General features: G+C 39.4%; 11 protein-coding genes. 3 read left to right on the top strand and 8 right to left on the bottom strand.

Going from position 1 to position 15,646, the window contains the following annotated elements; genetic code table 11:
- Nucleotides 1-19: 19 nt before the first annotated feature.
- From F0527_RS11555 to F0527_RS11545, 3 genes are all read right to left on the bottom strand, one after another.
- Nucleotides 20-1,534 carry a coproporphyrinogen III oxidase gene (locus F0527_RS11555; RefSeq protein WP_150284999.1) on the bottom strand — a complete coding sequence of 505 codons (1,515 nt, stop codon included), beginning with the start codon at nucleotides 1,532-1,534 and terminating at the stop codon, nucleotides 20-22.
- A gap of 161 nt (nucleotides 1,535-1,695) precedes the next feature.
- Entirely contained in the window at nucleotides 1,696-2,043 is a 348-nt protein-coding gene (locus tag F0527_RS11550) for a YlbF family regulator (protein WP_066789619.1), read from the bottom strand.
- A 68-nt stretch (nucleotides 2,044-2,111) separates the two neighbouring features.
- Nucleotides 2,112-3,251: a DUF445 domain-containing protein gene (locus F0527_RS11545; protein ID WP_223823592.1), complete on the bottom strand. Its 1,140-nt coding sequence runs from the start codon at nucleotides 3,249-3,251 to the stop codon at nucleotides 2,112-2,114.
- Between the two features lie 129 nt (nucleotides 3,252-3,380).
- On the opposite strand from F0527_RS11545, the gene F0527_RS11540 reads away from it, so the two are divergent.
- Nucleotides 3,381-3,584, top strand: coding sequence for a YheE family protein (locus F0527_RS11540; RefSeq protein WP_066789620.1), 204 nt, complete (start codon nucleotides 3,381-3,383; stop codon nucleotides 3,582-3,584).
- A gap of 39 nt (nucleotides 3,585-3,623) precedes the next feature.
- Here the strand turns inward: F0527_RS11540 and F0527_RS11535 are convergent, their stop codons facing one another.
- The 4 genes from F0527_RS11535 to F0527_RS11520 all read right to left on the bottom strand — a co-directional run bounded on the left by F0527_RS11535 (nucleotide 3,624) and on the right by F0527_RS11520 (nucleotide 11,888).
- Nucleotides 3,624-4,394: a hypothetical protein gene (locus tag F0527_RS11535; RefSeq protein WP_147196205.1), complete on the bottom strand. Its 771-nt coding sequence runs from the start codon at nucleotides 4,392-4,394 to the stop codon at nucleotides 3,624-3,626.
- Between the two features lie 7 nt (nucleotides 4,395-4,401).
- Nucleotides 4,402-8,211 carry a DEAD/DEAH box helicase gene (locus tag F0527_RS11530; protein WP_150284998.1) on the bottom strand — a complete coding sequence of 1,270 codons (3,810 nt, stop codon included), beginning with the start codon at nucleotides 8,209-8,211 and terminating at the stop codon, nucleotides 4,402-4,404.
- Nucleotides 8,212-8,406: 195 nt separating this feature from the next.
- Nucleotides 8,407-10,149 (bottom strand): ABC transporter ATP-binding protein, encoded by a 1,743-nt coding sequence (locus tag F0527_RS11525; protein WP_150284997.1) that lies wholly within the window; start codon nucleotides 10,147-10,149, stop codon nucleotides 8,407-8,409.
- On the bottom strand, nucleotides 10,149-11,888 hold the full coding sequence (locus F0527_RS11520) for an ABC transporter ATP-binding protein (RefSeq protein WP_150284996.1): 1,740 nt from the start codon (nucleotides 11,886-11,888) through the stop codon (nucleotides 10,149-10,151). Before F0527_RS11520 ends, F0527_RS11525 begins: the two co-directional genes overlap by 1 nt.
- Nucleotides 11,889-12,545: 657 nt before the next feature.
- Between F0527_RS11520 and F0527_RS11515 the strand changes: the two genes are divergently transcribed.
- A complete protein-coding gene (locus F0527_RS11515; protein WP_223823591.1) occupies nucleotides 12,546-13,892 on the top strand; it encodes a hemolysin family protein in 1,347 nt (448 codons plus the stop codon).
- A 92-nt stretch (nucleotides 13,893-13,984) separates the two neighbouring features.
- On the top strand, nucleotides 13,985-14,896 hold the full coding sequence (locus tag F0527_RS11510; protein WP_066789630.1) for a cation diffusion facilitator family transporter: 912 nt from the start codon (nucleotides 13,985-13,987) through the stop codon (nucleotides 14,894-14,896).
- A gap of 102 nt (nucleotides 14,897-14,998) precedes the next feature.
- On the opposite strand, the gene F0527_RS11505 is transcribed toward F0527_RS11510, so the two are convergent.
- On the bottom strand, nucleotides 14,999-15,640 hold the full coding sequence (locus tag F0527_RS11505) for a response regulator (protein ID WP_150284995.1): 642 nt from the start codon (nucleotides 15,638-15,640) through the stop codon (nucleotides 14,999-15,001).
- Between the last annotated feature and the right edge of the window lie 6 nt (nucleotides 15,641-15,646).

The raw sequence follows: 15,646 nt of genomic DNA, 5'->3' as shown, positions 1-15,646 counted from the left end.
ATAGAAATTGCATGGGTGCTTATTTCTTCACAATATCATATAGTTCGTTAAGTGCGTCGATTTTTTTATCGAAGGCATCTTGATACGTTAGAATATACTGGGCTGGTTCTTTAGGATTGTGATACTGATTAATTTTTCCTGTGGCATTATTAACAAGCTTTGTAGAAGCACCACATCCTAAGCCAATGATGGTTTGAGCTTCTTCCATGATTGCTATATTATAGATGCTTTCTTCGCCTGGTAGCGAATAGCCGACATTCTCTAAATTCCCCAAAATATTTTTTTGTCTATATAAATAATACGGTGTATAGCCATGCTCCTCTGTCCAGCTATGAGCACGGTGCATCATGGCTTCCGCTGTTTTACGATCCGCCACTTTATATTTTTCCTTGTTATGCGTCATTTCAGAAGCGCGTTTGAAACTTAGTGTATGGACTGTCAAAGATTCCGGCATCATTTTTTCTGTTTCTTCTATTGAATGTTCAAATTCATCTAGCCCTTCATTTGGAAGGCCGATAATCAAGTCCATATTAATATTATTCATGCCAGACTTTCTAGCCATCCAAAATTTATCTATGGTCTCTTGAACGCTATGGTGCCGTCCAATCGCTTTCAACGTTTCGTCTGTATACGATTGAGGATTTACGCTGATGCGATCAATTCCCCACTTTTTCAGCACTTCCAACTTTTCCTCTGTAATGGTATCCGGTCTTCCTGCTTCTACTGTAATTTCGCGGACAGCCTCCATATGTGGGAATGAATCAAACATCGTTTTGTATAGCGCATCCATTTCATCTGCTTCTATTGAAGTTGGAGTACCTCCTCCAAAGTAAACAGAAGTGATTTTTATATTATTTTCTTTAAGCCACTTGCCCATTTCTTCTATTTCATAATGTAAGCCATCTAGGAATGTCGCAACACGTCCTTGTTTTCTGTTACTTTGGATTGCATATGCAGGAAACGTACAGTACGCACATTTCGTGGGACAGAAAGGAATACCTATATAGATGCTGACTTCTTGGTGTATCTGATCTAAATCAGGAATCGTCTTTAATTGTGTTTGAACAATTTTCTTGAGCATGTCTATCTTTTCATCTGACAAGCTAAATTCAGATACCAATTTTTGATGAATCTCTTCGTCTGATAAGCCTGCTTTACGAAATTTATGGTAAAGCTTTGTCGGACGTATGCCCGTTAGGATTCCCCACTGCTGCTTAATCTCTGTCATTTGCTCTAAGGTATCGAGCAAAACATGTGATAAAGCTCTTTTCAAACGAATCTTCTGTTCTCTTTCCGTGCCTTCGTTTGCATATTGTTGTTCATAATGGCTTCGGTAAATTTCATCCTCTGCATGTAGTTCTGCCTCTGTTTTAATTAGATGGTCATCACTGATTGAATGTGTAAAATACACTTCTAAATCAGGCACCATCTCTTTTTTCGCTATCTTTGTATCTTCAAAAAATAAGTTTGTAATATCATGAAAAACACGCATAAAGTCTTGCGGATATGCGGGATTTATTTTTAATACTTTCATTCCAGTCACTTCTTTCTACCATGTGTTTCAATCCCTCTGATTTCAAACCATCTCACCTATTGTAGCAAATTTTATCGTGCAAAGCGTAATTAGTTTTAGGTGCATTCTCTTTCCACAAAAAAACGCAGACAACGTATTTTCACGTTGCCTGCTGTTCAAAACTAATTTAATTCATTATACAATCCTTCAATTGGTTTGACTAATGTACGATTAATTTCTTCAATCAATCCGCTTAAAGCCATTTCTGCTTGCAGCATGTTGGCGATTTTTTTATTTTGCTGTGCTAGCTGTGCAGTTTTTTGAGCATATTGCAACTCATCTTCGCCAATTTGCTCGCCTTGCATTTGTTTTTTCTGAAGTTTCATTTGTACCTCTCTGAAACTCTTAAAAATAGCCTTTGCTTCTTTATCGCCCTTTACTGTTTCAATCGCTTTTTTCAAGGCTGAATATTCATTAGTTTTACGGAAAGTTCCTTCTAATGCATTGATTTCGTTGTAAATGTTAACCATATGATCCCCTGCTTTCTTTTTGTTTTCGTCATTTACTCTCTAGTAGATATATTCAAAAGGCTCTTCAATTAGAAGATGATCACGACAATTCCTTGAATAATCCCAATAAGTCCTCCAAGTACAAAACCTAATACAGTAATCATCTTGAATTCTTTTTTCGAGATGCCTAGCACCAGATCCTCCAGTACAGATACTGGGAAGGAGTCTACCTGTTCTTTAACGATTTGTTCTAGATTTAAGCGTTTGATGGCATCTTCAAGCTGACTTTCAGCAAGAGCAAAACCCTTTTCGGTCATTTGCGGTACTATATTGCCTGCAAACCATTCTGGTCCGTCTTGCCAGTAATGCACAAGTGGCTTGTCCAAGCGGCTTTGCAACGCAAGTTCCTTTTTCGCATAGCTTTGGATCCTGTTTGTCGTTGATGTGAAATCTAAATCTCCAAGTAAATTTGTAACAGATTGGACTTTTACTTTTTGCCATTCATTGGACAAGAGGTTAGTTAATAGAACCATCGTTCCAGGCGCCTGAATGAATTTGTTGATTTCTTTTTGGACACGGCCTACAAGCGATTTGGAATCGCCTAAAAACATTTGAATCATACCGCCAACTGTTCCCTTTGATTCTAAGAAGTCATCGATCAAACGTTTGATTGTTTGTGTTCCTTCAGGCGATTCGAAATAGCCGCCTGCTTTTTCTAAAATGTAACGAGACATTTCTGGGATTTTTTTATTCGCTTTTGCTTCCCATGATTCTGGCAGCAAAGACTCAATCGATTCGTTGGATAGTACGTTCTTTATCTTGTCCAACTGCTCCGCTACAGCCTGATCTACTTTTTGTTCTATTATATCAGGCATATGAGCAGCGCCTATTTGCGTCAGCCAATCGTTGAGTGTTTTTTCATCCGTGAATAAGAGCTTTCGGATTTTGTCATTCAACCAGCCTTCTACTAGTTCCCTATTTTTTACGGTAAATAGTTTTTTGCGGAACATCTCAGGCGTCAGCAAATAATTCACTACTGTTTTCCCTAGTTGCCTTGCTAAATCTTCTCTTCGTTTCGGAATCAAACCTGGCGTAAATGGGACGCGCCACGAACCGATATATATAGGATTATGCGGCCTAAAAAGCATTTTGATAGCGATATGGTTTGTAAATCCGCCAATCACTGCACCAATTACCGTCATAAATACGATTGTCAGTATAGTATTCAACCTTTTTCACCCGTTTCTCTGAAGTAGCTATATTATAACAGAGACGTTCATGATAATAAAAATATTAGCAATTTCTTTCAAATAAACCAGTCGCAACTTATACTAAAGTAGGAGAAGGGAGATGGATTTGTGATTCAGCATTTTAGTTATAAGCCATTCTTTGACAATCAGCAATTGCCTGGTTGGACTATACAGTTTTTTTATAAGCAAAATCGCTATGAAGGCATATATGAACAAGATGGCAGTATTAAATGGACTGGTGCCATTCCGCCAGATGAAGAAAAAGTAAAAAAAATGGTACATGAATTAATGCTTTTTCATGTGTATGACTAATACATATTCGCTCGTAGCGTGTACAAGCATACGAGCGAATTATTCTTTCTCCAAATACTCTCTCCTAAAATCGAGTAGATCTTTTGCTGCCAGCATATTTTCAAGGTTTTCATCCCATTGATCCGTTAATGTATTCCAAACGCGTACATATAGTAAATCACTGTCACGATTATAGAGGACGTATTGAATACATGGTACATCGTGAATTTGAATCGTTTTTTTGGAATCAATTGACGTAATGAATGTTTGAACTTTCTCCTCGTCTTGATCTTCCTCTTCCTGCATTTCGCGTGTTTTTTGAAGCGCATCGATGATCTCCATTTCGTCTAGATCAATCGTCTCTTCGCTTGCGTACTTGAATGGTTCCGGTAGCTCATCGATACGGTCTACCTTATCCATATCTCCTGAAAGCAATAGATGATGGGTAGCACTATAGAGAAGCTGCTGTGTTTCTTCTTCCATTTCCTCTTCATAGATGCCATTCTCCAGCTGACGCTCCCCTTTAACGGTCAACTGGTAATAGACTTCTTTTTCAACCAAACCTTTACGCATAAGCTTTTGCAATAAATCCAACACAAACAGTTCTTCCACTAGCAATAAATCACTAAGTTCTTTCGGATCCTTTATTTCTGCCTTCTGGACGCTTAATAAAATCATTTTCATCAAAATATCCATGGTTTCCCGCTTCACTGGATGGAAGATACACTCAACCGTTTGAACAGGAAAACACCAGCGGGATACGGATAGAATTTTAACTTGCGGGTCTTTGTTTACTTGCTCTGTGAGCTTTTTCTCTAATTCATTTAACATGTTTCTTCTACTTCCTTACAACGGGATTTCCTTCATGATTAAGCCATCCCTTCTGCTCTTTCACCACTTGTAGCAGATGGCTGTACATGTTGCGGGATTCTTTTCGTTTGGCACGCTTTGTAAACATTTCAGTACTGCCGACTAATACGAGTAACTCCCTTGCTCGAGACAGTGCTACATTCAAACGGCGATAGTCATTTGCAAAGCCAATGTCTCCGCCTTTATGTGTAGCGTTGCGGACCATACTGACAATGATGACATCCATCTCCATCCCTTGGAAACGGTCAACTGTCCCTGTACGCAAATGAAGGTTCGGCAATTGTAGTTCCTGTTGAATTAAATGGTCGATCTTCTTCACTTGTTCTCCGTAAAAGCTAATCACGCCAACACTCTTCTTCACACCAGCTTCAAGACTACCCTGGCTGATTGCCATTTCTGTCGCAGAATCTAGATCCCGCAGCATATCTCGAATGATATCAAGCTCGCCTGGATTATATCGGCTTTTGCCGTTCTTCATCTGCTCTTCTAAATATGGCTTTTCATTCGGTGTATCAACCCACAATAAATGATTATGGCGCTTTACAAAGTGACTTTCTAAGAAATGGTCTCGTGCTGTATCAGAATCCTCAAGCCCACATTGAAGTCGATCATCCTCATTTTCATAAAATGGAGAAATCGTATCCATAATTTTTTCATGCATACGGTACTGAATTGCCAGCATCTGTTTATTTGTCTTCGGCAGGTTTTTAAACAGGCGTTCAAATAATGACTCTTTCAGCAGTTTTTTTAATTCGTTTGTTTCATCTAGCTCTTTGTTTTCCTCCATCATGGCCTTTAACGTTTCTTCCAATGTATCATCGCCAATAAGCGGAGGAAGCTGGTGATGGTCTCCTACCAAAATAATCTTTTTGCCTTTAAGCATCGGTAGCAACAATTCAGGTGGTGTTGCTTTCGATACTTCATCAATGATCACAACATCAAATGTAGGGTAGTTGTCCATAAATTCTTTACGAGCCGATGCGACACAGGTGGTCCCAATCACATTAGCATGGTTTACGTATAGTTTTTTAATTTCGTCTAAATCATGTTCGCTAGCTTCAAGCAGAAGCTTGTGCCATTGCTTTTGGAGTTCTTGCTTTATTGGCAATTGCTGTTTCTCATGCTGCAATTCTGCTATTGCTGCTTCTACATGTTGGATCGCTTCTTTGACATAATCGAGCTTGCGCGTTACATCTTCTCTGAGCAGCTCTTCCAATGCTTTTAATTTTTTCTCTTGTGCCAAGCCTTCTTCATTCGTTTTTTGGCTATCTTTTTTTATTTCAATCAGCTGTGCAGATATTTCTCTTTCTTCTATTAAAGAGTGTTCCAGCTGTCCTTTTATCTCTTCAATTTTTGGCGTGGTGATTTGGATCTTTTGTTTATGTGCTAGAAGTTCTTGTAGCTCTGCCTCTTGGCTTGCAAGAATTTCCTTTAATTCTTCAAGCGGCAGCAATTCTTTATCTTCTTCAGACGAGTCTGGCAATCGTTGCTGCAACTGTTCTACTTCGCTTTTCCATCTGTTCCCTGCATTCATCAAGCTGCTTTTATGCTGTAATGAAGCATTCAGAAGATAAGAGACGAGACTCGCTACTTCTTCCTTCATCATATGGAACAGGCGCATGATCTCCTGCCGTTGGTTTTCAAGCATGCCAAATTGTTCGTCGACAAAGATGCGACGATTATATAGGCGTTCAAGATATACATACAGCTGGTTAACATAGACTTCTTTTGTATCTACTAAAAACCTTTTGAAATGATCAATCGCTGAATCAATTTCTCTGATAGCGTAGGAAGAATAGCCATTTGCGGCTTGCGCTTCTACTTGTTTTTGAATTTCCTCGCTTTTTGAGGGACCGATTTTACCTTCTAAGTAGCCGATTGCAGAAAATAATCGTTCTCTTACTTCTTTCCACTCGGTGTATCCGAACATTTGCGCTTGAATGCGTTCAAATGATTGCTGTTGCCACTCTATCTTTGCATTCGGCTGAATGTTGTTTTTCTCCATGATTCCCTGCAGTTCTTGAATTTTGCCGCAACCTTCAACATCCTGCTGAGCTTTCTGCAATGCTTGATGTTTTTCATGCCAATCTCCATAGGCAAGCCGTGCGTTTTCCAAAGCGTGCTCTGCTTTTTCTAGCTCACTTTTGTTGTTTAAATATGAAATATCTTTTTGTAGACTTGCTTTTTCGGATTGTTTTTGGGCTTCTAGCTCTTCTAACTGGCTAAGAGAACCATATTGCCCAAGCAACTCCTCGAACTCCCTGATTTGTTGCTCTTCTTGTGTCTTTTGCTTGATGATGGCTTCTAAGCGTTCCTCAGCTTCACGTGATTCTTTTCTTAAAGCGCCCAATTTCTTTTTTAATTCTTTGATTTCTTGTTGTGTTGCTTCAACCTCTACTTCGGCCCGCTTTTGTTCTTCCAATTTCTTTTGAAGGCTTTCAATTTCAGATCTCAACCCTTGAAGTTCGGTTTCTTTTTTGGCTATTTTTTCATCTAATAATGCTGTATTGTCGGTTTGTCTCGACAGTTCTTCTTCTAGATCATGCAGCGTTTGCTCTCGCCAATATTGCGCTACATTCTCTTCAATAAACCTTTTGCCTTCTTCTTCGATGCTTTCCGTACGTCCATAGCGAAGAATTCGGATATCTTTATTTGAGAGGAGCCTGCTTAGCGCATTATCGACAGCCAAGTTGGATTGTGACGCCACTAATGTTCTAAGCCCAGCCTTGGCATTTTGCTGGCAGATTTCTGATATAACCGTCGTCTTCCCTGTACCAGGCGGACCTTGAATGACGTATAAATCTTCTGCTGAAAGCGCTCCGGCAACAGCTTCGCGCTGAAATTCATTTAAGCGATTATCGAAATCCAATGAAACTTTCTTTTTAGGCTGATTAATTCTCGGTCTCTCTTCGAATAAGATTTTTTCTAGATTCGCATTGGCAGCAAGCCCCTTCTCCAAATCGCTGAACCCCTTGCGAAGACGTCTGATTTGGCTAAGTGTCGCAAAGTTGCTAAACACTAATTCTTTCGATTTCGGATGCCATTTGTCCTTTCGAAGCTGACTTTGAATAAACGGCCGCAGTTCGATTTCGACTGTTTTCTTTTTTTGATTTGATTTAATGACCGTTCCAAGGTCTTCTTTCGCTCCTTGAATTTTAACGCTTAAACCCTTCACTTTTTGCCACTCTTTTTCCTTTATCCCATTGATGGCAATAGTCATATAAGTGAAATTTTCGTTGCATTTATAATCTGTAAATGTAGCACGGAAGTCATCCATCGTTGCATCGCGTTCTTGTATACTTAAGTAGCCTTCCCAGCTGGCGATCCGCTTTTGAACATATTTAGATCGTTCCTCTGCAATAGGCAATTGACGGATCGCATTATGCAGCTCAATCGGCAAACCAACTGTGTTGCTCGCATTAATAGCAAAGTCAATGGTAGTCTTTAGCCGCCTATTTGTGTGAACAGGAACACCACTGCTAAGTACGCGAAAGTTTGTTGCTAGCAGCCCGTCATATTTCACGACACAATTCATCACGGCAACACAACCATCCAGCACTTTGGAGAGTGATTGGTTCTCGTCTGGTCCGAAATAAAGTGTAGCTGCCATTTCATCTTTTGCAGTGTTTTGAACGTGTTCAATATGGACTACAAACGACTTTTGAAGATGAAAAAAAGCTTGTTCATCTTTCATGAATGCTAATATGCCTGCACGTGATTTGTTCGTTAATATGATGTTTGTACGCAATGTGCTTGGCTTAGCAATAACTTGTCCCATGAACATAACTTCCTTTCTTTTAAACTCAATCTCTTTTTTAAAAAACTAATTTCTATCATACCAGTTTTTTGCCTTATGCGTGGTGTGGAAATTTGCCAAAAAGAAAAAATCCAACGAAGAAAGATTCTTCATCGTTGGATTTTTTGCATACAGGGCGGCGTAAATCTTATTTTCCTTAAGCCGACTAAGTGAGCTTTACTTTATTTCACCGGACTGCAGTTTATACATTTGGTTATACCTTCCGCCATGAAGCAGAAGTTCATCATGCGTTCCTTGTTCCACAATCTCGCCTCTATCTAGTACTAAAATGTGGTCTGCATTTTTAATAGTAGAAAGCCTGTGGGCGATGATGAATGTCGTACGTCCTTTTTTCAATACATCCATTGCGTGTTGGATGATTTCTTCCGTTTCTGTATCGATATTGGACGTTGCTTCATCTAATATCAAAATCGCTGGATTGAATGCAAGCGCACGAGCGAAAGAAATGAGCTGGCGCTGTCCAGATGACAAAGTGCTTCCTTTTTCAATCACTGGCTCATCCAGTCCACCTGGCAAGTTCTCTAACACTCGATCTCCGCCAACTGCTTTTAGCGCTTCTTCCACAGTCTCTCTTGAGATATGCGGATCATCTAAGCTAACATTCGATGCGATGGTCCCTGTGAATAAATACGGATCCTGTAAAACAATCCCCATATGTTCGCGAAGAGTTTGGCGGGAGCAGTCTCGTATATCTTTGCCGTCAACGGTAATCGACCCTTTCGTTACATCGTAAAAACGAAACAGCAAATTCATAATGGAGCTTTTGCCAGATCCCGTATGACCCACTAGCGCGACTGTCTGCCCTTGCTTTGCTTCAAAATTAATATCTTTTAATACATATTCCTCATCTTTGTATGCAAACCATACATGGTTGAATGCTACATCACCTTTATATCGTGGAATACGGGTATCATCGACTGCTTCCCCTTCTTCATCTAGCAATTCAAATACACGTTCAGAGGCAACATTTGCTCTTTCAAGGCGTGCAAGCTGATTGACGATATTAGTAACAGGGTTGAAAAGCCTAGTGATGTAGTCTACAAATGCATATAGCATCCCGACAGAAATGGCTGTTTGACCATCCAACTCTGCGCTTCCAAAATACCAGATGAACATAATAAATGTCAGTGATCGGATGACATTTACTAAATTGTGAGAAGTCACAGCATCCAAAAAAACTAGTTTGTTTTGATATTTATAATATTCATCATTTAATTCATTGAACTCGCCTTCAATTTGCTTTTCTTGACCAAACGCTTGGATAATCGTCATACCGTTGATCGATTCATTGATCATACCGTTCATATCTGACAGTTTTCCACGAACGATATGGTTGTATTTCGCCGCATATTTACGGTAAAGAATGGCCCATACAATCAGCATCGGAATAACAAGCAATGCGTAGCAGGCCATTTTCCAATCTAAGATGAAAAGCGCAATGTAGACACCGAAGATAGTCATGAAGCTAGCCGCAAATTGCGAGACAACTGTCACGAACAGATCATGAATGGCCTCTGTATCATTCGTTACGCGAGAGACCACCTTACCTGCTGGCAATCGGTCAAAATAGTTGATCGGCAATGTTTGAATATGCTTATAGACATCGTTTCGCATTTTTTGAATAATGCGGTTCGCGCCCACTTGCAGCATGATATATTGGCCATAACGGAAGATAGCTGTTGTCACCGCTAGGCCGAAGAATACTGCCAATAAAACTGCAATAGGCTTGAATTTCAAACCATTTGTTACTGATTTGGCGATATGGTCATCAATGATTTTCTTGGCGACAAACGGTCCTGCCAAATCTGCTGCTACGGCGATTGCCAAGAGGAATAGCCCTACCAGCAATGTTTTTTTATAAAGCAGCGCGTATTGCCAAAGTCTTTGTGTAGTGTTCATTATTTCGCCCCCTCGATCTGCTGGCGATTGTGTTGCTCTTTATACCAACCGTTTTGCTTGAGGAGATCGCTATGCGTTCCTTCTTCTATGATCTTTCCGTTTTCAAGGACGATAATCCAATCTGCATGCATGATAGCAGACAAACGGTGTGTCACAATAATCGTTGTTTTATCCTGTCTTTCCTCTTGGATATTTTTCACGATTCTGCTTTCTGTTTTTGCATCCACAGCTGACAGGGAATCATCCAAAATAAGAATTTCAGGATCACGGATTAAAGCACGTGCAATAGATATCCGTTGCTTTTGCCCTCCAGAAAGTGAAACGCCTTTTTCTCCTACCATGGTATCTAACCCCATAGGCAGCATCTGTAAATCGTTATCAAAACATGAAACACGGATCGCTTCTTTAAGCTCTTCCTCTGTGGCATCCTGTTTTCCAAATAGAATATTTTCTCTAATCGTACGAGAGAAAAGCACATGATCCTGAGGCACATAGCCGATCCACTTCCGTACTTGTTCTTTACTTTGGGCACCGATTTCTTCTTTAGAAATTTGTAATGCCCCTTCACCTGTCGGATACTCTTTTAGTAGTTGTTTGACAATTGTCGTTTTGCCACTTCCTGTTTTCCCTACAATCCCTAATGTATGCCCCTTCTTCAATGAAATATCTAAGTGAGCTAAGTTAATAGACTGCGATTGCGGATATTGGAATGTGACGTCTTGGAAATCGATTGAATTTGGACTTTCCACTACGACTGGTGCGGACGGGTCTTTCACATCTTCTGTTTCATTTAACGTTTCTTGCACACGGTCAAGCGATGCATTTCCCCGCTGCATGACATTGATCAGCTCGCCAATTGCAAACATTGGCCAAACGATCATACCAAGATACACGTTAAACGAAATCAGTTTGCCTAGTGTTATATCCCCGATGGAAACCAAATATGCTCCGTATCCAAGACCGATCATATAGCTGAGGCCTGTTAAGACTCTTGTGATGGGCGTAAACCATGCATCAATCCGTTCTACGTCCATATTTTTTTTGTATACATCTTCTGTCATTTCACCGAACTTGTTTTCTGTTTCTCTCTCATGCACATATGCACGAACAACACGCACACCTTCAACTGCCTCTAGTACACTATCATTCATATGGCCAAACGCATCTTGGGCGATTGTATATTTTTCATGAATTTTTTTCCCTAGCATTTGCATGGTAATCGCTAAAATAGGTAGTGGAATAATAGCTGCTAGCGTTAATTTCCAAGATACAGAAAAAGCCATCATCAACAATATCGTGCCTAGATATAAGGTCGAATCTAAGAGTGTCATAATACCAAAACCCGCTGTCTCAGAAACAGCGCGTAAATCATTGGTAGCTCTTGCCATCAAGTCACCTGTACGGTTACGTTCGTAAAATGGCGGAGACATTCGTAAAAATTGCTGCATTAAGTTTTTACGAAGCCTACGTTCAATCACGTTGGAGCCGCCAAATAGTTGGAATTGCCATACGAAGTTGACAATATAGGCTAAAGTCATGACAATTGCCAAACCCCCAAGGAATTGAAATAGCAAGGTAGTCGTCAGCGTTTCTCTATGGATAGCGTCTATCGACTTGCCGATTAGCCATGGTGGAATAACTTCAAAAGCGTTAGCCACTATAAGCAAGGCCACTGCGATTGTATATCTTTTTCTATTTTCTTTAAAAAACCACTGTAATTTCACTAATACATCGAACATTTATCTTTTCCTTCCTCTCTTCTTTCGCTTTCTTAGCTAGCCATCTTCTATCGAATCCTTGTTTAAATGCTTTTTCATTTTTTGGTAGTACATACTGCTCTCTCCTTTGTTTGTTTTGCACTAATGATTGAATTAGGAACACAAAAAAGCGCATACCCTTATAAGAGCATGCGCCAGCATAAAAGAGTACGGAACCCTCCCGTAACATCTACTAATTCAATTGAAGTTAATAGGAGCAGGAGAAACATTATGATATTGAGTTATAAGATTGTTGCGTATCATTTTCATGTTAATTACCTCCATTTCCCATTTATTATTTAGTGTTCCTTAATATTAGCATTGCGTTTTTGTTAGTGTCAATGATTTTTCTAAAAATTTATAAAATTAGTTATTTTATATTTAATCAACCTTTTTTTCTGATTTTTCATGTCTTTTGATAGGTACTTTAATAGAGTTAATACACTACCAATGAATATACTATTTCCCCTATTTGGTGGCAAAAGACCAATTTTATTAGTAAATCATAACAAATAGAAGGTGATGATTTGTTTTTTTTCGCTAAATATTTTATGATTATCTTACTAAAATATTTTTCATTTCACAGGAGGTGTACACTTTGTTCTCCCCCTCATTTGGGTCTTGGAACAAAGGAAGTCTTTGGACATAGCCATACGATTGACAGCGTTTGCTGTCTTGATCGCATGTTCAGCAGTTTTCGTAGCAACAGAGTTTGCTATCGTAAAGGTTAGAACAACTCGTATTGATCAATTAATCGCTGAAGGCAACAAAAAAGCCATTAAAGCGAAAAAAGTAATTTCTAATTTAGATGAATATTTATCCGCGTGCCAGCTGGGTATTACGATTACCTCACTCGGTCTCGGTTGGTTAGGTGAAGGAACAGTAGCCAAATTGTTAGAGCCGCTCTTTAACTTGCTGCAACTTAATAATAGTGTTACAACGGTCCTTTCATTTATCATATCCTTCTCGATTGTGACATTTGTACATGTTGTCGTCGGAGAATTGGCACCAAAAACATTGGCCATTCAAAAAGCAGAAAATGTCGCACTCGGCGTTTCCGGATTTTTAATTGGTTTCCACAATGTGATGTTTATATTCATTAAGATTTTAAATTCGTCCGCAAATGGTTTAGCAAGACTGTTTGGCCTTAAATCTACAAATGAATCTGAGGTTGCCATGACGGAAGAAGAATTAAGGATTATCTTATCCGATAGTTTAAAAGGCGGCGAGATCAACCAATCCGAATACAAATATGTGAATAGCATTTTTGAATTCGATGATCGTACAGCCAAGGAAATCATGGTCCCTCGTACAGAAATCATTGGCATTGAAAAAGAACTGACACTAAAAGAAGTATTTGAAGTAATGGGTGTTGAACAATATACGCGCTACCCTATTATTGAAGGTGACAAGGACCATATCATCGGCCTTGTTAATATGAAGCACTTGCTTACAGCGTATATCAAAAATCCCGCAAAAGGCGATACATCCGTAACACAATATATGCAGCCGATTATACGGGTATTTGAAACAATGCCAATTAGTGATTTACTTTTAAAATTCCAACGTGAACGTATTCATATGGCTATTTTAATGGATGAATACGGCGGCACATCCGGCCTTGTTACAATTGAAGATATTATTGAGGAAATCGTTGGTGACATCCGCGATGAATTCGACCAAGATGAAGTGCCTGAGATTCGCAAAGTTGACAAGGATCATTTTATTTTCGATGCTAAGATGCTGATTGAAAATGTAAATGACTTCTTAGGCATTCGTATTGAAGAGGATGATATCGATACAATTGGCGGATGGTTTATGACAAAAGATTTTGAAGCGATTAAAGGTGAGAAAATCACTGAGCAAGGTTATGAATTTATTATTAAAGAATTAGATGGCCACCATATACTATACTTAGAAGTAATAAAACTTCCAAAGAGTTCAGAGACTGCTGCTACTGTAGCAGATCCAATACAGCCTAACTAATTATCTTGTTTAACAAAACATGGAACGACGCACACTATTCTGTAGTGTGCGTCGTTTTCGCTTGTTTGAAACTTTTGCGAGGAGGAAACATTGTGGACTTATATACAAACTTAAGGCAAGGGGAAAAAGGAGCCTGGCTTAGTATTCTGACGTACCTAGTCTTAAGCAGCGTAAAGTTAATCATCGGCTTTATCGGCCATTCGACAGCTTTAAAAGCAGATGGACTAAACAATACTACAGATATCATTGCCTCCGCGGCCGTTCTAGTAGGCCTTAGGATTTCACAGAAGCCACCAGATAAAGATCACCAATATGGCCATTTACGGGCAGAGACCATTTCCTCCCTTATCGCGTCATTTATCATGGCAATTGTCGGTTTGCAGGTACTATTAAATGCTGGGAAAAGCTTTTTTGAGGAACATCATACGGCTCCTTCCCTCTTAACAGCTGTTGTAGCCCTTGGCAGTGGCATTGTCATGTTTCTGGTATATATGTTCAATATTCGCCTAGCAAAAAGAATTAATAGCTCTGCTATTAAAGCAGCAGCTTATGATAATCGTTCGGATGCTTGGGTCAGCTTCGGAACTGCCATTGGTATTTTAGGTGCTATCTTTGGGTTTCCAATTATTGATTCCATCACAGCATTTTTAGTAGGTGCTTTAATTATTAAGACGGCCTATGATATTTTCTTTGAAGCTGTCCATGCGTTAACAGATGGCTTTGATGAAGCAGAGCTAGAGGCTTTGTCCGTTCTCATCAAAAATGTAGATGGTGTGATTGAACTAGTCGATTTAAAGGGACGCAATCATGGCAACCTAATATTTGTAGATTTGACAGTAACCGTCGATCCCCAATTAGATGTTTGGCAAAGCCATCAGATTACAGAGGAAATTGAAAACACAATTAAACTAGCGAAGCCTTTTGCTGTTTCACTTGTCCACATTGAACCAGAAGGATTAGAACGAGTTCTGGATCAAAATATATTTAATCCACATAAAAAATAGCCTAAAAAATGCTCATATAAAAGTAACCGAACAGATATGAATTTTATTTTCATATCTGCTCGGTTTTATTTTGTGTACCTATATTACTCGTATCCAAATAAGTCATTCAGTTGATGTTAGTCCATGTTTAACTGCGTACAATGCAGCCTGCGTACGGTCCTGTACTTCAAGCTTTGCAAAAATGTTAGAGATGTGGGTTTTGACTGTTTTTTCTGTTACAAAAAGAGAGGACGCAATTTCTTTATTGCTTTTACCCTTCGTCAATTCTCCCAAGACATCTTGTTCCCTATTAGTCAACGGATGCAGCATATGCGGCAGTTCGCTGGTCATTTCTTGAGTTTGGATAAGCTGAGTGGTTACTTGCGGATGCATAATATTCTCTCCGTCCATCACTCTACGGATGGCCAACACAAGCTCATCTGGTTCAATGTCTTTCAATTGATACCCTGCTGCTCCCGCTTCTATGGCAGGAACTACATGATCGCGATCAGAGAAGCTTGTCAGCATGATAATCTGGATATTTGGATATTTCGCTTTAATGTGCTTGGTTGCCTGGATTCCATCCATTTCTGGCATCACCAAATCCATAAGGATAATATCAGGTTGAAGCGATGCCGTCAGTTCAATCGCTTCCTTACCGTTACTCGCTTCCCCAACAACTTCGATATCCTTTTGTGTTTTCAAGAAAAACAAAAGGCCTCTTCTTACAACATGATGATCATCCACGATTAACACTTTTATCATTTTTTC

The organism is Rummeliibacillus sp. TYF-LIM-RU47 (assembly GCF_008638315.1).
GTDB classification, from domain to species: Bacteria; Bacillota; Bacilli; order Bacillales_A; family Planococcaceae; genus Rummeliibacillus; species Rummeliibacillus stabekisii.
The sequence above is the reverse complement of the archived record's forward strand: the minus strand, read 5'-3'. Positions and strand labels throughout refer to the sequence as shown.